The 17246-nt window shown below is 65.9% G+C and carries 15 protein-coding genes; 7 read left to right on the top strand and 8 right to left on the bottom strand.

Annotation, left to right across the window (positions count from 1 at the left end; all coding sequences use genetic code 11):
• Positions 1–72: 72 nt before the first annotated feature.
• Positions 73–309, bottom strand: coding sequence for a hypothetical protein (locus MRBLMS1_RS03735; RefSeq protein WP_485877904.1), 237 nt, complete (start codon positions 307–309; stop codon positions 73–75).
• A gap of 332 nt (positions 310–641) precedes the next feature.
• Between MRBLMS1_RS03735 and MRBLMS1_RS03730 the strand changes: the two genes are divergently transcribed.
• From MRBLMS1_RS03730 to MRBLMS1_RS03710, 5 genes are all read left to right on the top strand, one after another.
• Positions 642–2960: a coiled-coil domain-containing protein gene (locus tag MRBLMS1_RS03730; protein WP_485877902.1), complete on the top strand. Its 2319-nt coding sequence runs from the start codon at positions 642–644 to the stop codon at positions 2958–2960.
• A gap of 19 nt (positions 2961–2979) precedes the next feature.
• Positions 2980–5292, top strand: a complete 2313-nt coding sequence (locus MRBLMS1_RS03725) for an SUMF1/EgtB/PvdO family nonheme iron enzyme (RefSeq protein WP_485877900.1) — start codon at positions 2980–2982, stop codon at positions 5290–5292.
• Between the two features lie 62 nt (positions 5293–5354).
• Entirely contained in the window at positions 5355–6074 is a 720-nt protein-coding gene (locus MRBLMS1_RS03720; RefSeq protein WP_485877898.1) for an SIMPL domain-containing protein, read from the top strand.
• A 78-nt stretch (positions 6075–6152) separates the two neighbouring features.
• Positions 6153–6551: an OsmC family protein gene (locus tag MRBLMS1_RS03715; protein ID WP_230539349.1), complete on the top strand. Its 399-nt coding sequence runs from the start codon at positions 6153–6155 to the stop codon at positions 6549–6551.
• Positions 6548–7435 carry a pirin family protein gene (locus tag MRBLMS1_RS03710; RefSeq protein WP_485877895.1) on the top strand — a complete coding sequence of 296 codons (888 nt, stop codon included), beginning with the start codon at positions 6548–6550 and terminating at the stop codon, positions 7433–7435. The genes MRBLMS1_RS03715 and MRBLMS1_RS03710 overlap by 4 nt, the downstream gene beginning before the upstream one ends.
• A 9-nt stretch (positions 7436–7444) precedes the next feature.
• On the opposite strand, the gene MRBLMS1_RS03705 is transcribed toward MRBLMS1_RS03710, so the two are convergent.
• The 5 genes from MRBLMS1_RS03705 to MRBLMS1_RS03685 all read right to left on the bottom strand — a co-directional run bounded on the left by MRBLMS1_RS03705 (position 7445) and on the right by MRBLMS1_RS03685 (position 14244).
• Positions 7445–9919, bottom strand: coding sequence for a TonB-dependent siderophore receptor (locus tag MRBLMS1_RS03705; protein ID WP_485877893.1), 2475 nt, complete (start codon positions 9917–9919; stop codon positions 7445–7447).
• A gap of 127 nt (positions 9920–10046) precedes the next feature.
• On the bottom strand, positions 10047–11009 hold the full coding sequence (locus MRBLMS1_RS03700) for a FecR domain-containing protein (protein ID WP_485877891.1): 963 nt from the start codon (positions 11007–11009) through the stop codon (positions 10047–10049).
• A complete protein-coding gene (locus MRBLMS1_RS03695) occupies positions 11009–11527 on the bottom strand; it encodes a sigma-70 family RNA polymerase sigma factor (protein WP_485877889.1) in 519 nt (172 codons plus the stop codon). Before MRBLMS1_RS03695 ends, MRBLMS1_RS03700 begins: the two co-directional genes overlap by 1 nt.
• 109 nt (positions 11528–11636) lie before the next feature.
• Positions 11637–12236, bottom strand: coding sequence for a metal-dependent hydrolase (locus MRBLMS1_RS03690; protein ID WP_485877887.1), 600 nt, complete (start codon positions 12234–12236; stop codon positions 11637–11639).
• A 394-nt stretch (positions 12237–12630) separates the two neighbouring features.
• Positions 12631–14244 (bottom strand): FHA domain-containing protein, encoded by a 1614-nt coding sequence (locus MRBLMS1_RS03685; RefSeq protein ID WP_485877885.1) that lies wholly within the window; start codon positions 14242–14244, stop codon positions 12631–12633.
• A 440-nt stretch (positions 14245–14684) separates the two neighbouring features.
• Between MRBLMS1_RS03685 and MRBLMS1_RS03680 the strand changes: the two genes are divergently transcribed.
• Both MRBLMS1_RS03680 and MRBLMS1_RS03675 read left to right on the top strand, forming a co-directional pair.
• A complete protein-coding gene (locus tag MRBLMS1_RS03680) occupies positions 14685–15080 on the top strand; it encodes an IS1595 family transposase (RefSeq protein WP_485878972.1) in 396 nt (131 codons plus the stop codon).
• A gap of 111 nt (positions 15081–15191) precedes the next feature.
• Positions 15192–15611, top strand: coding sequence for a DUF2177 family protein (locus tag MRBLMS1_RS03675; RefSeq protein WP_485877883.1), 420 nt, complete (start codon positions 15192–15194; stop codon positions 15609–15611).
• On the opposite strand, the gene MRBLMS1_RS03670 is transcribed toward MRBLMS1_RS03675, so the two are convergent.
• On the bottom strand, positions 15592–16542 hold the full coding sequence (locus MRBLMS1_RS03670; RefSeq protein WP_485877882.1) for a PP2C family protein-serine/threonine phosphatase: 951 nt from the start codon (positions 16540–16542) through the stop codon (positions 15592–15594). The two genes, MRBLMS1_RS03675 and MRBLMS1_RS03670, sit on opposite strands and share 20 nt — an antisense overlap.
• A gap of 149 nt (positions 16543–16691) precedes the next feature.
• Entirely contained in the window at positions 16692–17144 is a 453-nt protein-coding gene (locus MRBLMS1_RS03665; protein ID WP_128142712.1) for a glycine zipper 2TM domain-containing protein, read from the bottom strand.
• Between the last annotated feature and the right edge of the window lie 102 nt (positions 17145–17246).

The raw sequence follows: 17246 nt of genomic DNA, 5'->3' as shown, positions 1-17246 counted from the left end.
CAGATACAAATGGCGGCCTGGCGCGGCGGTATTCAAGCGGGCGCCAGGCGGCGTGGTGTCAGCATAGTTGGCTCACAGGGTGCTGGCGGTGGCGTTGCCCAGCAAGGCTTGCCGCTCTTCGATCAGCGAGATTTTCTTTTCCTGTTCCGTCAGGCGCTTGGCGCTGACCACCACGACGGGGATGGCGTTCGCTTGCGCAGTAGCGGCGGTTTGCGCGGCCTGTGGCTGGTTGAAGCTGGCATAGCTGGCGCCGCAGGCGATGGCGACGGCGACGGTAAAGATGGCTTCCATGTTTTTCAGGGTTTTCATGATCGTTCCTTTCGGGTGGCGGGTGGGTATGTATGCACTGTAGCCACGTGCGGGCCGGTGCGCCATGCGCATGCGACCAGCCGTGGTTTTGGCGGGATGGCCTGCAAAAAAACGGCGCTGAAATGCCTGCGCGCGGCGCGGACAGGCGACGGCTTGAATTGAGGCCTAATTAGCCCTGTATCCGCGCATATGAATGCAATTGCCCTATGGCATTATCTGATGCTGCGCACTGCCGTGCCCATGCCGTGCGCGGCAAGTGAGGCCCGGCTATCCTGCTAGAATCGGCATGGCAGCCGTGTTGCGCACACCATTATTCTCATCAGGAGTCACACATGTTCCAATTGTTTGGTTTTGGCGGCGCCCGCTGCCCGCGCTGCGAGCACAAGAACGGCGCCGCCGCCGGCTATTGCGCGCAATGCGGCTTGTCGCTGGGCGCCCCCGACAGCGACGCGGTGCTGCATGCCAATCAATGGCATCTTGCTGATGGGCAACTGGCCCTGTTCTTCGGCGTGCGCGAACTGTCCTCGCTGTTCGGCAGTGCCGCGCGCCGCCTGCGGGTGCCGGCCGAGTCGCGCGCCTGGATCGTGCAATCGGACGCTTTCACCTTGATACCGGCTGGCGATTACGACAGCGCCGCCTTCTTTGCGCGCCTGCCCGCGCTGCTGCCGGCACGCCCGGCCGAAGTGCTGATCACGCGCGCCGACGCCATCAGCCTGGAATTCGACCTGCCGGGCCTGGCCAGCACGGAACTGCTGGACGTCGCCGCATCGCTGCGCGTGGACATCGCGCTGGGCCAGCCCGACGCGTTCGCGCGCCAGTTCATGCGCGCGCCGGGCGCCGTCACGCGCGCCCACCTGCACGCCTTGCTGCTGCCGTCCGTGCGCCAGATCGCGCTGGAATTCATCGGCAGCCGCGCACTGCGCGAGATGGACGCGAATGCCGACTTGCGGCCCGAATTGAACGAGCGCCTGCAATCGGCGCTGACGCAGCGCCTGGCGCCCAGCGGCCTGGCCGTGTCGCGCGTGGAAACGCTGAGCCTGCGGCACGACAAGCGCGCGGGCGACGCAGGCGCCGGCATCGGCACCCTGTGGCTGGGCGGCTTGCCGGCGCAGGAACTCGAGCAGCACAGCCTGGAACGCATGAAACAGCTCGACCAGCTGTATGACGAGGAAGAATGGCAGCGCATCCGCCGCGAGGAACTGGCGGCGCGCCACGCGCACCGCCGCGCCGAGCTGCGGCAGGATGCGACGGTGGAAAAGGCGGAACTGAACCACCAGGAAGCGGAGCGCCTGCAAGCGCTGCGCGGGCGTCAGATCGACCTGTATGGCCGCATCCTGGAAGCGAAATCGCGACGCCAGGCGCTCGACCATGGCGCCGCCCTGGCGCTGGGCGAGCTGGAACAGGAACTGGCGCAGAAGGGCGCGCAACGGGCCGATGAAGCGGCCAACTGGGAACACGTGCGGGCGCTGGCCGCCATCAAGATGCGCAGCGAGCTGGAACTGTCGCAGCTGCACGGGCGCGAGCAGATCCAGCTGGCGCAGCAGCGCTTTACGCATCAGGTGCACCTGCAGTCGATCGCGCAGCAAGTGGAAAGCGCGTTGCTGATCGACGACGAGACGGGCCGCCGCACCCAGCTGGCGCGCCTGCGCCAGGCGGAAGCGGATGCGGCCCAGCGCGAGGCGCAGCTGGAGGCGGAGCAGCACCAGGCCGCGTGGCAGGGACTGATGCTGGCGAATGCGGCGCGCAAGCGCGAAGCGGAGCGGGTGCAGGAGTGGGAAGACCAGATGCAGCTGGCGCGCCAGCGCGAATTGCTGCGCGCCGAAGCGCACAAGGATGAAGCGGCCCAGGTGCAGGCGGCGGAAATCGCGGAAAAAGTGTCGGCGCTGCGGCGCGGCGGCGCGCGCGAAGACGCCATCGCGCAGCAGGAAAAGCTGCTGCGCACCATCGAGGCCGACGGCGTGCACGCGCGCCAGCTGCAGCAGCAAACGCAGCTGGCGCAGCTCGACGCGCTGGCCATCGAGGAACAGCGCCAGCAACTGCGCCAGCTGGAACAGGAAGCGCAATGGCAGCGCGACTTGCTGGCCATGGCGCAGCAGCGCGAAAGCGATTACGCGCGCTGGAAAGGTGAATATGAAGCGCTGCTGGCGCAACAGGCGCATGCGGCCGAACTGGCGCGCATCGACATCGACCGCATCGAGAAAATCGGCTCGCTGAGCGACACGGGCAAGGTGGCCATGGCCGCCGGGCAGAATGCGGCCGTGCTGGCGCAAGTGCTGAAAACGCAGCTGCAGGCGGGCATGAGCGCCGAGCAGATCCACGCGCTGGCCGCGCTGGCGGCGGCCGAGAACAGCGTCGCACCGCTGGATGCCATGCGCATGGCGCAGGACAGCGTGGCGCAGGAGCGCAGCTATCTGGAAGGCCAGGCGGAACGCGAACGGCGCCAGCAGCTCGATTTGATCAACTTGCAGAACGCGGCGCACGCGCATGGCCTGTCGGCCCAGGCGCAGCTGGGCGTGGCCGTGGCGCAGGCGCTGCAGCCGGGCGCCGCCGCAGCAGCAGCGCCGGTCCGCTGCAAGAACGGCCACGCGCAGCGCGCGGGCCATCCGGAAGATAAATTCTGCGCCGCCTGCGGCGTCGCCTTGCAGCCTTGATGGAAGTGTTTCACCCCAGATGATGCAAAAAGCACGAGACAAACTGCGGGAACTGCGCGCCCTCCACGACGACGGGCTGCTCAGCGAGCAGGAATTTGAACGCCGCAAGAACGCCATCCTCGACGCCGAATACGCGCCGCCCGGCGCCGCGCCTGTGCCGGCGCTGCCCGTGCGCCAGGGTACGGAGCTGGGCTTCATGACGGGCCAGGAAATCGGCCCGCAAAACCGCCGCTACCGGCTCGAGCGGCTGATCGGCACGGGCGGCATGGGGCAGGTGTGGCAAGCGACCGACCTGGCCACGCACGCGGAGCTGGGCAGCAGCGAAATGGTGGCGCTGAAGATCTTGCCGCCGCAGCTGACGCAAAGCGCCACGCACGCCAAGCTGCTGATCGAGGAAGCGACGCAGGCGCGCAAACTCGCGCATGAAAACATCGTGCGCGTCTACGAGTGGGCGCAGGACCCGGCCACGGCCAGCTATTTCATCATCATGGAATGCCTCGATGGCGAAGACCTCGAGCACTATCTGGCGCGCGAGGGCGCGCTGCCCCTGTCCACGGTGCAGGAATTGCTGCAGCCGGTGGCCGACGCCCTGTCGTATGCGTGGGAAAAGCACAAGCTCGTGCACCGCGACATCAAGCCGGGCAATGTCTTCCTGACGGCGAAAGGCGACGTCAAGCTGCTCGACTACGGCATCGCATCGCGCGTGCGCAATGCGGACAGCAGCCTGGCGCTGGACATGCCGAATGCGGGCACGCACGGCTACCGGGCGCCCGAGGCCGGCGCCAACCAGCGCCAGCCCAGCCCGCGCCTGGACGTGTATGCGGTGGCCGTGATGATCTATCAGATGCTCGAAGGGCGCATGCCGTTCGACGACGCGCGCAGCGCCAGCCATTTGCCGTCGGCGCCGCAAGCGCTTAACGCGCAGCAGTGGCAAGTGCTGCAGAACGGTTTTTCGCTGACGCCGGAACTGCGCCCGCAATCGGTGCAAGCCTTGCTGGAAAACCTGGAGCGCGCGGCCGGGCCGTCGCCCGAAGAACTGGCGGAACAGGCGCGCCAGCAGCAGGCGCGCGCGGCGCAGCAGGCGCAGCAACAACGGGAAGCGGCGCTGGCGGCCGAACAGGCCCGCGAGGCGGCGGTCAAGGAGGCGCGCGTGCGTCAGGAAGAACTGGACCAGCGCCGCAAGGCGGAAATCCAGGCGGCCGCGCTGGAAAAGCAGCGGCAAGATAAGCTGCGCCGCGAACAGGAGGCGCAGCGCCATTTCGAAGCGGAAGAGGCGCGCAAGCTGCGCAAGGAAGCGCTGCGCGGCCAGTTGCGCGCGCGCCGCGAAGCCGATGCCGCCACCGCCTTGCAGGAACACCAGGAATTGCAGCGCAAGGCCATCGTCGCCAAGGCGGAAGCGGCCTACCGCGCCGAGCAGGAACGCGCGCGCAAGGAACAGGCCAGCCGCGCCGCGGCCGCAGCTGTCCCCGCGCCGGCATCGGCGCCGGAAGCCGAGCACGTGGAACCGGTGCCCAATGCGGAAGGCGTCTTGCGCGACGATTTCCTCGATGGTTCGGGACAGGGGCCGGAACTGGTACTGATTCCCAGCGGCCGCTTCCAGATGGGGGCGCACGAGACGGAACACAAGGCCGCCATCCAGGCCGGCTCGCAGCAGACGTGGCTTGAGCGCGAAATGCCGCAGCACTGGGTCGGCATCGAGCGCCCGTTCGCGCTGGCGCGGCACCCCGTCAGCGTGGGCGAATGGCGCGCCTTCGTCAAGGCGACCGGCTGGGCGGGCGGTTCCGAGACGGACTGGGACAATCCCGGTTTCGTGCAGAACGACCAGCACCCGGTGGTGGGCGTGAGCTGGAATGACGCGCAGCTGTACCTGGCGTGGATGAGCGAGCGCACGGGCCGCCACTACCGCCTGCCCAGCGAAGCGGAATGGGAATACGCATGCCGCGCCGGCACGCGCACGGCCTTCAACGTGGGCGACACGATCAGCACCGAGCAAGCCAACTACGACGGCCTGTACGTGTACAACGGCGGCCCGCGCGGCGTGTACCGGGGCGGCACGACGCCGCTGGGCACTTTCGCGCCGAATTCCTGGGGCCTGTTCGACATGCATGGCAATGTGTGGGAATGGGTGCAGGACGTCGTGCACGACAATTACGAAGGTGCGCCCGTCGATGGCAGCGCGTGGGAAGAGGGCAGCGACAGCAGCCGGCGCATCCTGCGCGGCGGTTCATGGCTGTACCACCCGCGCTATTTGCGCTCGGCCCTGCGCAACGGCTTTTCCACCGTGCTGTCGAACGATATCGTGGGCTTCCGCGTGGCGCGCACACTCGACTAATCCATTGTTATATTGCTCATCTTGACGGATACTTCATGCACCTTAAACGTGCTGGAGTCTCCGTGTTCAAACGCCGCCTGCTGTCCATCGTGTTCGCCTGCCTGCCCATCTCCGTCCTGGCCGGCGATCTGCCTTCCTATCCCTTCATCCACGCGACGGGCACGGCCTACAGTTTCGTCACGCCGGACCTGGGCGAAATCGACTTCGACGTCAGCGCCTTCGACCCGGCGCCCGACGTGGCCACGGCGCTGGTGAAGACGCGCATCACGGAAATCAAGGCGCTGCTGGTGGAGCAGGGTTTGCCGGAAGCGGCGGCCGGCATCGAGGTGCGCGACGTGCGCAAGGAAATCCGCAAGGGCGCGGAACAGGACCCGGCCAATCCGCAGTACCTGATCAAGGCCAGCGTGCATATCAACGTGGCGGATTTATCGAAATGGCCCGCGGTCATGGGGCCGCTGCTGGCCATGCCCAACCTCGATGCGTTTGCCGTCACCTTCGGCGCCACGCAGCGCATCCGCCTGGAAGAGGAACTGATGGGCGAGGCCGTCAAGGATGCGCAGCGCAAGGCCGACGCCATGGCGCGCGGCTTCGGCAAGCGCGTGGGCGCTGTGGCCGGCATCTCGTCGGACCAGCTGAAAAACCTGGGCAATGCGGTGGGCCTGGTGCCGTCCGACCGCTACCAGCGCGCCAACAGCCGCCAGCGGCAAAATCCCGACGACATGCTGATGGTCACCGTCCTCAAGATGGGACAGACGGTTGATGCCGTGTTCCGTATCAAATGACCAGGTAGCAGGGCAGCGGGCTGCGCCAAGCGGCCAAACGGTGTAAATTGTGGCTTTCCAAACGCACCAAGGAACGCCATGACCATCAAAGCCATCCGCGACCAGTCGCAAGCCATGCGCCACATCGTGCACGTGCGCGATCACATCATTTCCGCCGACGCCTCGGTGGAGGAGGGGGGTGGCGACGCCGGCCCTTCGCCGCACGACCTGTACGACGCGGCCCTGTCGGCCTGCAAGGCGCTCACCGTCGTCTGGTACGCCCGGCACAAGGGCATCCCCCTGGAACATGTGGAAGTGTCGACCGAGCGCGATGCCAGCGAAGAGCGCAAGGGCGTGTACCGCCTGGCCGCCACCCTGCACCTGACGGGCGAGCTGACGGACGCGCAGCGCCAGGAATTGCTGGCCGTGGCCGGCAAATGCCCGATCCACAAGCTGATGACGGCCGTCACCACGGAAATCACGACGGTGCTCGCATGAGCGCGGCCATCCTGAAAAGCCACGAAAAGGACCTGGGCGGCGGCTTCGTCGTGCGGCGTCTGTTGCCGTCCGCTGCAAAACAGGCCGTCGGTCCCTTCATTTTCTTCGACCATTTCGGCCCCATCGACGTGGCCCCCGACGCCAACCACGACGTGCGCCCCCATCCGCATATCGGCCTGGCCACCGTCACGTATCTGTTCGAAGGCGCGATCGATCACCGCGACAGCATCGGCTCGTACCAGCGCATCGAACCGGGCGCCATCAACTGGATGACGGCCGGGCGCGGCATCGTGCATTCGGAACGCACGCCGCACGACCTGGCCGGTCAGCCGCACCGCACGCACGGCTTGCAGCTGTGGGCCGCGCTGCCCAAGGCGCACGAGGAAGACGAACCGAGTTTCACGCACACGCCGCAGGCCGACATTCCCGTCGTGCCGCTCGATGGCGCCGTGGTGAAGGTGTTGATCGGCACGGCCTTTGGCCAGACCTCGCCCGTGCGCACCTATATGCAGACGGTGTACCTGGACGTGGCGCTGCAGGCGGGGCGCGAGTTGCGCCTGGAAGGCTTGCCGCCGGAAGCGGCGATTTATCCGATCAGCGGGGACGTGCTGGTCGATGGCGTGGCGCTCGTGCCGCACACCATGGCCTTGCTGGAAGCCGGGGCCGTGCCCGTGGTGACGGCAGGCGGCGGCCCGGTGCAGTTCGTCGTCATCGGCGGCGAACCGCTGGACGGCCACCGCTTCCTGTTCTGGAATTTCGTCTCGTCGAGCAAGGAGCGATTGTCGCAGGCGGCCGACGACTGGACCGCCCAGCGCATGGGGAGCGTGCCGGGCGAGACGGAATTCATTCCGCTGCCGAAGGCGCCATTGCGTCCTCCGGCATAAGCGTTTCGTCTAGAACCGCGCGCGCAAGGTCAGTTGCGCCTTGCGCGGCTCGCCATAGAAATTGCCCCACGCCGGCGCGCCCACCGTCTGGTAATAGCGCTTGTCGAGCAAGTTCGTCACGGACAGCGACGCCGTCCAGTTGCGGTCGATCTGGTAGGCGGCGCGCGCGCTCCACAAGGCATACGCGCCTTGCGCCACCTTCACGTCGCGCGTCGTGCGCGAGCTCTCCGTCTGGAAGTTCATGCCGCCGCCCACGCTCCACTTCTGCAGGGCGCCGGGCAGGCGGTAGTCGCTCCACGCGCGCAGCATGTGGCGCGGCGAGTAGGTGCTGGCGAACATCACGCCCGCGTCCGACGTCTGTTCCAGGTACTTGAAGTTGTTCAAGGTGTAGCCAGCAAACAGCTGCCAGCCCGGCGTCACTTCGCCGCTGATTTCCGCGTCGAGGCCTTCGCTGCGCACCTTGCCCGCCGAGAAATAGCACTCCGTGCCGCTGGAGCAGGTGTTGAGCAGGTCGGCCTCGGCGCGGTTGCGCTGCTCGATGCGGAACAGCGCCAGCGAGGTATTGACCTTGCCGTCGAACAGTTCACCCTTGACCCCCACTTCCAGGTTGCGCCCCTTGAGCGGATCGAGCAGGGCGCCTTCGGCCGTGCGCTGGTTTTGCGGCTGGAAGATGTCGGAAACGCTGGCGTAGCCGGACCAGCGCTTGTCGAACGCGTAAATGACGCCGCCATACGGCGTGACGACGCCGTTTTCGCGGGACGGATCGAGATATACCTCGCCCGTGTCGCGGTACACGCTGGTCGATTTGAAATTCGATACGCGCGCGCCCGCCACCACGGTGAGCGGGTCGCTGACGCTGAATCGGGCCACGCCATAGGCACCCGTCTGTGTCATGGTGGTCAGGCTGTGGCCGCCGCCATATTGTTTCTCGCGTATCCAGGCATCGCTCGGTTCTGCCACGCCGTGATTCGGTTGCAGCGCGCTATTGGGCAGCTTCATCATGGCCAGGCTGTAATCGCTGTCGCTTTCCAGCCGGTTCGTGCTGACGCCGGCGCTGAAGCCGTGGCGGCGGCCGAAGGCGTTGAATTTGCCATCGAGCGACAGGTCGAGTCCCTTGTTGGTGGTACCGTAGTCGAACACGCCCGCGTACATCATCATGCCGGCCATGGTGGCGGGATTGAGCGCGCCCAGGTTGAACATGTATTTCACGTCATGCTGTTCGCGCGTGTAGTTGGCGCTGGCCTTGAGCGACCAGTCTGCATCGAAGCGGTGCTCGAATTCGGCGAAGACGGCCGTCTGGCGGCTGTCCCAGCGGTTCCAGTCCGCGCCCAGGTAGGTCGAGCGGGGCAGTTTCGGGTCGCTGCCATCGAGGTAGCGGGGCATGCCGGAGAAAAACGGCGTCGACTTCAGTTTTTCGTAGCTGGCGCCCGTTGTCAGCTTGCTGCCCGGCGCCAGGTCGAATTCCAGCACGCCGTACAGCACGTCCGTGCGGCTGTCGGCCACGTCATAGAAATAATCGCGCTGCTCGTGCGCGGCGACGGCGCGGCCGCGGATGCTGCCCGATGCGTTCAGCGGACCGGTGACGTCGACTTCGCCGCGCACGTCGTTCCAGCGGCCTGCGCTCAGCGCCAGCTGCACCTGCTTTTCCGCCAGCGGACGCTTGCGCACCATGTTGATGGCGGCGCCCGGCGAGCCCGTGCCCTGCAGCAGGCCCGTGGCGCCGCGCACGATTTCCACGCGGTCCAGCACGGCCGTGTTGCTGGTAAAGCTGTTCGCCTGCGGGTAGTACATGGCGCGGTTGACGCCGTCGAACTGGTAAGTGTCGACCATGAAGCCGCGCGAATACACATAGCGCCCGCCCATGGGGCTGTCGTACATGGTGATGCCGGTGGTGTTGGCCAGCACGGCGTCGATGGTGTTGAGGTTCTGATCGTCCATTTTCTGGCGCGTGACGACGCTGACGGATTGCGGAATTTCGCGCAGGGTTTGCACGCCCTTGCCGACGGTGACGGCGCGCGCCGCATACGAGTTGCTGTGTTCACTGACGGGGTCGCGCTCCATGCTGGCGCTGACCGTCACGGGCGCCATGGTCTTTTCCACGCCGGCCGCCGCTGCGGACGATGGTGCCGCCTGGCGCAGTACGTAGGCGCCGTTCGGCAGTTGCACGGCTTCCAGGCCGCTGCCGGCCAGCACCTGGGCAAAGCCCTGGGCTACGCCAAAGCTGCCGCGTACGCCGGGCGAGCGCAGGCCCCGCGTCTGCGCCGGGTCGGTCGACAGGCTGACGCCGGCGGCGACGGCAAAATCGTTAAGGGCGGTGGCCAGCGGGCCGGCTGGTACGGCAAACGCTTGGGCGGTGGCGGCCTGGCCTTGCGCCAGCGCGGGTGCGGCGATAAAGGCGGCGGCGGGGGCGGCGCAAGCCATGGTGAGGACGGCCAGGCGGATGGCGCGCGCGGCGGGATGGAGGACGGGGGGGGTCAGCTGCATGCTCGGTCTTTCTGCTCTAAGGGATAAGAATTGGCGTGTGAATCGGCTACGTGAATTGGCTACTTATCTAGGAAGCCGAAGCAGCGCAGCGAAACACCAACCCCTGGCGCAAAAAAACTGAAAATAATTATGTGGCCCTGGCCGACACCGTGGCCCAGTAGCGCGTGAAGTACGTCACTTGCAGTCCGTGAGAGACGCACAGGCTTTCCAGCACGGCATCGATATCGTCGAGCCGGTAAGTGCCCGTGACGGGACGCCGCGCCACGCCGGCATCGCACGCGAGGCGCCCGCGCCGGTAACGTGCCAGCTCCTGCACCAGTTGCTGCAGGGGCCAGTCGGCGGCCACCAGCATGCCGCGCAGCCAGCTGTCCTGGTGCGCGGGCATGGCCAGTACGTCCTCCGAGCCGCTTGCGCTGAAACGCAGCTGCTGGCCCGCGTCCAGGCGGCGCACAGCGTCCGGGCGCGCTGCGCAGCGCACTTCCACGGCGTGTTCGTAGACGCTGACGGTGCTGCCCTGCGCATCGCAGCGCACGCCGAAACGCGTACCGAGCGCGCGGATCACGCCGTGCGGCGTGTCGACGAGGAAGGGACGGGCATCGGATGCCGTCGTGATCATGATTTCGCCATGGTGCAGGCGGATGCGGCGGTGCGTGGCGCCGTAAGCGACATCGAGCGCGCTATCCGTGTTCATTTCCATGCGCCCGCCATCGGCCAGGGTCACGTGGCGGCGCTGGCCCGGCACCGTGCGCATGGACGCCGTCCACGCTTGCCATGGGGCGGATTGCAGGCCCGCCTGGCCCAGCGCGATGCCGCCGCCGGCCGCCACCAGCATGGCCAGCACTTTTGCGGCGGCGCGCCGGCGCTGCTGCGCCGCCTGCAGGGCAGGCATCGCCAGCGCTGCCGGTATCGCGCCCAGCTGGCCGTCCATGCGCTGCAGCAGTTCCCAGGCCCGTTCATGCTCGGCGCTGGCATCGCGCCATGCCTGCAGGGCGGCCGGGTCGGCGCCGCCGCACTGGAGTTCCACATGCCAGTGGGCGGCGGCGGCCAGGACCTTGCGGGCGATGGGAGTGGACGAGGATGCGCCGAACATCAGCCGGCCGCCAGCATCAGGCATTCCGTGTAGGCGCGCACCAGGTGCTTTTTCACGGTGGGCAGGGACACGCCGAGGCGCCGGCTGATGTCGACATAGCTGAGCTCCTCGATTTGCGCCAGCAGGAAGATGTCCCGCGTGCGCGTACCCAGGCGGTCGAGCAGGCGGTCGATGGCCAGCAGGGTTTCGATGATGATGGCATGTGTTTCGGCGCTGATCGATATCGGCTCGGCTTGCTGCGCCAGCGCTTCCAGGTAGGCGTGCTCCAGCGCCTGGCGCCGGTAGCGGTCGATCAGCAAGCCGCGCGCGATGGTCGCCAGGTAGCCGCGTGGTTCGCGCAGGGGCGCCAGCGGTGTCACCTCGCGCTTGCCCAGCAGGCGCACGAAAGTGTCCTGCGCCAGGTCGGCCGCCTCGGCGCGGTTGCCCAGCTTGCCGCGCAGCCAGCCATACAGCCAGCCGTGATGCTCGCTGTACAGGGTGCTCAGGTGATTGGCATGGGTGGGACTGACGGTACTCACTGCGTTCTCCAGGCAAGGGATGGGCTGGGCTGACGGAACGCGGAGTGCCGGCTGGCTGGGCTGTTTGAGAATGATACTCATTATCACATTGCCATGCGTCTTGCGTCAATTACTGTTGGTCGCCCAGACGCCAGCGCTCCTGCCACTGTTGCAGATCCGTCCAGGCTTGCTGCAGAGCAGCGCCGGACCAGTGCAGCAAGCCATCAAACGCCAGCGCAGTGCGCTGCCAGTGGATGCCGTCAAAAAAAACGTGGTCGGCCACGATGGTGGCGGCCAGCCAGGCGGCGATGATGACGATGATGTCGTGGCGCCCGCTTTTCCACCAGCGCAGCGAGTGGCGGCGAAAAATCCACGGCACGCCCAGCGGATTGGGCCAGTCGGCCAGCAGATGCATGATGCCGCCGGCAGCAAAGCCGAACAGGGGCGGTGCCCACAGGTGGTGCGGCAATTGCAGATATGTGTAGACGAGCAGGGCGATCCAGGCCAGGCCCCAGTGGGTCCACGTGCGGTGTGTGATCCACAGCTTGTGCGTGCGCGCCCACCAGGCCACTTCCAGCCAGTCCGGCGCCGTGCCGCCCAGCGCTCCCATGACAAAGGCGAGCACGCTCAGCACTTGATAGGGACCACCGGCGCCAGCGTGCGCGACCAGGGCCGCGGCGATCACGCCGGCAGCCCAACCGGTCGCATGATGCGCTTTGTTGGAAGCCATAGAAAATGTAAAACGCCATGCGTGGCGTTGTGTGAAATGCAGGGGGATATTAACTGGATGAATATACAGTATGCAAGGGCGTGGAGGGGTGCTATTTGCAGAATATCTGCTGATAATTTGTTAAATTGTGTGTCGGGATGGTGTGGTCAACGGACGCGGCAACGCATGCCGTCCGGTCAATTGTGTTATGCGGCTGATAATGTAATTGGCGCAGGGCGCGCTATGCTGAAAGCAGTTTGACGTTTTGAGGAGGTGTCGCCATGAAAATCCCGCGCGAATTGCAGATTCCCGCCCTCGTGTTTTCGCTGGAAGCGGTGTTTATTATTGGGCTGTCGCTGATTTTTCTCGTGCTCGTGCCCCGTTAGTGATCGGGGAGGTGCGGGGCGTCGTTGTATCAGACGGTTAGCACGCTGTCGCACAGCGCCGCGCCTTCGGTGCGGATGATCCAGCATTCCGGATACGGTTCGCTGGCGAAGCGGTTGTGGCGCGCGAAGCCGCTGAGCTTGTCGAGCGCGGTGGCGGGGGCCAGCGCGGTTTCCTTGCCGCTGGCCGTGTCCAGGTGCCAGAAACCGCCGTTGCGGTGGAAGAGCACGGGCAGGCCACTGGCTTGCGGCGTGGCAAGGTGGCTTGCCGGCGTGGGCTGGGTATCGGGCAGCAGCAGGTAAAAACACTCGGCGCGGGCGCCGTGGTCGAGGCGGTGCAGGATCACGCCATGCGCGAGGATGGCCGTGACGCCGAGCACGACGATGCCCTTGATGCTGGCAGACAATTCGATGCGCATGCCCAGGCGCAGGGGCACGGGTTTGTGCTTGCCCGGCCACACGCCGTCGAGCAGCAGGCCGTAGCGCGATACGTCTTCGATTTCAAAGCCTTGCTGGCTGCGCCGGATGATGGCGTGGCGGCCTGACAGGCGGCGCGTCAAGCCATTGTTGTCCTGGCCGTCGGGGCTGAAATGACTGAGCAGCACATCGGCTTCCGGGTCCACCAGTTCGAAGCGGCCCAGCATGCATTCTTCCAGCGCGAACAGGCGGATCTGGCGCTGTTCGCCCGCTTCCGGCGCCGCATTGACGAGGCAAGCTGCCTGGCTTGGGTGCGGATGGCAGTGGCTGGCGGCGGGCAGGTCGACTTCGATCAACTCCTCGTCCCAGGCTATCGTGGTAAAACCCATGTCGATCTTGCCCTGCGGCGCTGACAGATCCACGTGGGCGATGCCGGCATTGCGCGCCGTCACGTCGAGGTTGCAGCCATCGCCGCCCGTCACGCGGGCGATCGAGGCGTCGTCGGCCATCACGCGCACGTTCTTGTGCGTGCTGAGGAAGATCTGGTGGATTTCCGTCAGGGTGGCGTCGCGGCGCGGCACGAGGATGACGAACGTGCACACCCATTTCTGCGCCACGGCGCCATCGATATGGCTGTGGACTTCCACTTCGATCTGGTATTGCCCGTGTTCCTTGTTGCGCGAGGAAAACTCGACAAACACGGGACGCCAGTCGCCGCGCGTCGTGCGTACGAAATCATGCTGCACGTGCCCGCGCGGGATCAGGTCCGAGCGCAGGCGCAAGGTCAGCTGCGGCGCGCAGGCGGCGCTCATGCCGCGCAATTCCATTTTCAGGGTTTGCCGTCCGCCTGCCGCGCGCGGATCGAAGCCGCTGATGTGCAGGTGGGCTTGCACGGGCTGGTAAGCTGATGGCGCCGTTGGCGGCGCAACGGGCGCTGGCGTGGACGCCGGGGTGGCGGCAGAGGCCCCCACGGAGCGGGCCACCGTTTGAATGGCGGCATCGCGGATAACGGCATCACGAATAACAGCATCGCGAATATCAGAATCATGTGCAGGGGCGTGCGGATGCGCCGTTGCCGATGGCTCGGAACGGGCGCTGCGCAGTGCGGTCAACAGGTCGTAGCTGCTGGAGGCAGTCGTTGCTTGCGGGTGGTTGCCCGCGCAGACTGTTTCCCCAGGCAAGACCCAGAACGTACAGTGCGGGTGCTCCGGGTTGCTGCATTTTTTCATGACATTCTGACTCGAATCGAGCGGGGACATTCTGCCCTCTGTTATACATGAGAGCTTACGCGCTTTTGCGCCTGCTTGGCAACTTTCGCAGCGTCGGAACGCGCTCTTTTTGCCGAAATTCGTGCCCCTGGTCACACCTTGCCATGCATGCCATGGAAACTATTGCTTAAAAACACATTTTATATCTCTTTTGGCATGTTATTTTGATAGGCTCTGTCATCGGCAAGTAGGGGAATGCCGGAATCTTCCCTTGGCCGTGCTGTCTGACTCTGCATATCAATCACGCAGGGAGCAGATCATGCGGCCAGCCGAATGGATCAGCTTTATCGCGCAGTTTGCTCAGTTGAGCCAGCGCCAGCGCAGGCAGGCATTGCCCTGCTGCGTGGCAGCGCGCCACACGACGCGACCGTCGCGCTGCTGGAAAATGTGGCGCAGCCGCGATTGGCCTGTCCCGCCTGCCACTCGCCTCACTTGCACCGGTATCGTTGACGAAGGCGCAGCTGCATCACTGTTTGTTGCCCGTCATCGACAAGGACGGCTTGTTGGTGACTGATGGCCATCCCGCCTACCGGGCTTTTGCCCGGGAAGCGGGCATCAGTCATCAGGCCGTCAACTTGCGCGCCGGCATCCACGTGCGGGGCGCCGCCCACGTGCAGAACGTCAACGCCTATCACAGCCGCTTGCGGGATTGGCTACGGCCGTTTCATGGCGTGGCCACGCGCTACCTGCCGAACTATCTGGGATGGCGCTGGATACTCGACGCCAGGCGCATCCGCTCACCGGAAACATTATTGAAAGCAACTTTGGGCGCATTCCCACATCTAATGGTGACATAGCCTTTTGATATGTCATAGACTTGCTTGCCCACCCATGCGCGCCTGATGCCGTTTTTTGCATTATGCTGGCGCAACAGTTCCCCACGCGCCGCCTGACGCCGAAAGATGACCATGCCTGTCCAACGCCCGCTCCAGCTTGCCATTGCCTATGGCGCCACCCTGTGCGTGTTCCTGGCCATCGATGCCTTGTGGCTGGCCGTGCTGATGAAGCCCGTGTACGCCGCGGCGCTGGGGCCGCTGCTGGCGGACACGCCACGCTGGGCGCCGGCCGTGCTGTTTTATTTGCTGTATGTGGCGGGGCTCGTGGTGTTTGCCATCTTGCCCGGCTTGCGGGCGCGCCGTGGCCGCACGGCGGCAGCGCTGGGTGCGCTCCTCGGGCTGCTGGCCTACGGCACCTATGATTTGAGCAACTATGCGACCTTGCGCGACTGGCCGCTGGCCTTGACGGCGATCGACATGGCCTGGGGCGGCGTGCTGTCGGCCGTGTCGGCAACGGCCGGCTACCTGGCCGCTAGCCGATCAGGGCGCTGAACTCCGCATCGAAGCGCAGCGCCAGCATGGTAATGTTGTCGCTATGCAAGCCTTTGGGCGGATGCAAGACAAAGTCGTCGAACAGGGCGCTGACGGCCTGCGCCGCAGTCTTGCCGGCGCACAGGGCGGGCCAGCGGGCCGTGAGTGCCAGCGGATCCTCGCACGCCCAGAAGCCGTCGCTGGCCAGCAGATAGTGGGCGCCGGGACGCACGCGCAGCACGCGGCGGTCGCCCAGGTGCGCGAGGAAGGGCGGCAAGGTGGCCGCGTCGAGGCCGATCAAGGGCTTGTCGAGCTGCAAGCTGTCGCTGATGGCGTTGCCTAAAATAAAGGCCTGCGAGATTTGCGGATGGTGTTCGCCATGCACGGCGGCGCGCCAGCGGGTCTCGTCGAGTGCGCCGCGCATGGCGTACACGGTGGCCGGCACGTGGTCGACGGTGAGGATGCCGGCCACCCCGTCGGCAATTTCATACAGGCGCGAATCGCCCACGTGATACAGCAGCGGCGCTTCGCCGGGCGGTACTTCCAGCAAGGTCAGGGTGGTGCCGGGCGGACGCGCCTGGGCTGGCGCGGTCCTGGCGAAGGTGTCCTGCAAGCGCGTGTGCAACTGGTCGAGCCAGCCTGCCAGGCTGGCCGTGTCGAGACAGGCGGGCATGGCCAGCAAGCCTTGCACGGCCGCTTCCGCCGCTTCGCGCCCATGGCCGTGGCCGCCCATGCCGTCGAGCACGGCGGCGCGCACGTGGCCGCGCGGCCAGCCCGGCACCTGGCAGTGGAACGGCGCCTGCCGCGACAGGCACACGGCGTGGCCGCTGGCATCGATCAGCAGGAAGTTATCCTGGTTTTCGCGGCGCGGCATGGGGCCCGCGCCCACGCTGGTGCCGGCGGCGGCATCGAGCCAGGGGCCAAAGTCGAGCCCGTCTTTGATTAAATGCATCGGTTGTGCGGTCCAGGCGGCCAGCAATGTTGATCGTAGGACACAGCTTAGCCGAAATCGTGCGGGGGCGATACCTTGCCTGTCGCGCAAAAAAAACCTGCGGCAGCAAGCTGGCGCAGGTTTTTCATGGTGCAAATGTGGGGCGGTGCTTAACGGCGATGGCCCCAGCCGTGACCGTGGCCGTGACCATGGCCACGGTCATAGTAGTCGCGGCGGCCATAATCACGGTAGTAGCCGCGGCCCGGTTGCACGTAGACCACAGCCGGCGGGCCGTAGTAGCGCGGTGGCGGCGCGTAGTACACGGGCTGCGGCGCCGGGGCGTAGTACACCGGTTGCGGCGCAGGCGCGTAATAGGTTTCGCGGTAGCCGCCGCGATAGCCGCCACGGTCGTAATAACGGTCATTCGTGCTGATGCTGTTGCCGACGGCGGCGCCCAGCACGCCACCGACGATCGCGCCATTGCGCCCGCCGGTGCTGTTGCCAATGGCCGCTCCGACAACGGCGCCTGCAACGGTATTGAAGTCGCGGTCACCGGCGACTGCGGCCGAAGACACAGCCACTGCCGCTACCATTACCGCACCCAGGAGTTTCTTGTTCAACATGGCATTTCCTTCCATTCCGGCGAGATCACAATGATCTGCATGAAGTGGACTATATCTGCTGCCGCAAGCTTGTTCCATGTCTAATACAACTTATTACAATCC

Origin of the sequence: Massilia sp. LMS1-1-1.1 (assembly GCF_040815535.1) — a bacterium.
Taxonomy (GTDB): Bacteria; Pseudomonadota; Gammaproteobacteria; order Burkholderiales; family Burkholderiaceae_D; genus Janthinobacterium; species Janthinobacterium aestuarii.
The sequence above is the reverse complement of the archived record's forward strand: the minus strand, read 5'-3'. Positions and strand labels throughout refer to the sequence as shown.

What these genes read in the sequence shown, in the direction of transcription:
- MRBLMS1_RS03700 (WP_485877891.1), bottom strand. Translation starts at nt 11,009, where the DNA reads ATGTTCGGCGCATCCTCGTCCACTCCCATCGCCCGCAAGGTCCTGGCC.
- MRBLMS1_RS03710 (WP_485877895.1), top strand. Translation starts at nt 6,548, where the DNA reads ATGAGCGCGGCCATCCTGAAAAGCCACGAAAAGGACCTGGGCGGCGGC.
- MRBLMS1_RS03730 (WP_485877902.1), top strand. Translation starts at nt 642, where the DNA reads ATGTTCCAATTGTTTGGTTTTGGCGGCGCCCGCTGCCCGCGCTGCGAG.
- MRBLMS1_RS03670 (WP_485877882.1), bottom strand. Translation starts at nt 16,542, where the DNA reads ATGCATTTAATCAAAGACGGGCTCGACTTTGGCCCCTGGCTCGATGCC.
- MRBLMS1_RS03675 (WP_485877883.1), top strand. Translation starts at nt 15,192, where the DNA reads ATGCCTGTCCAACGCCCGCTCCAGCTTGCCATTGCCTATGGCGCCACC.
- MRBLMS1_RS03685 (WP_485877885.1), bottom strand. Translation starts at nt 14,244, where the DNA reads ATGAAAAAATGCAGCAACCCGGAGCACCCGCACTGTACGTTCTGGGTC.
- MRBLMS1_RS03735 (WP_485877904.1), bottom strand. Translation starts at nt 309, where the DNA reads ATGAAAACCCTGAAAAACATGGAAGCCATCTTTACCGTCGCCGTCGCC.
- MRBLMS1_RS03705 (WP_485877893.1), bottom strand. Translation starts at nt 9,919, where the DNA reads ATGCAGCTGACCCCCCCCGTCCTCCATCCCGCCGCGCGCGCCATCCGC.
- MRBLMS1_RS03690 (WP_485877887.1), bottom strand. Translation starts at nt 12,236, where the DNA reads ATGGCTTCCAACAAAGCGCATCATGCGACCGGTTGGGCTGCCGGCGTG.
- MRBLMS1_RS03725 (WP_485877900.1), top strand. Translation starts at nt 2,980, where the DNA reads ATGATGCAAAAAGCACGAGACAAACTGCGGGAACTGCGCGCCCTCCAC.
- MRBLMS1_RS03665 (WP_128142712.1), bottom strand. Translation starts at nt 17,144, where the DNA reads ATGTTGAACAAGAAACTCCTGGGTGCGGTAATGGTAGCGGCAGTGGCT.
- MRBLMS1_RS03715 (WP_230539349.1), top strand. Translation starts at nt 6,153, where the DNA reads ATGACCATCAAAGCCATCCGCGACCAGTCGCAAGCCATGCGCCACATC.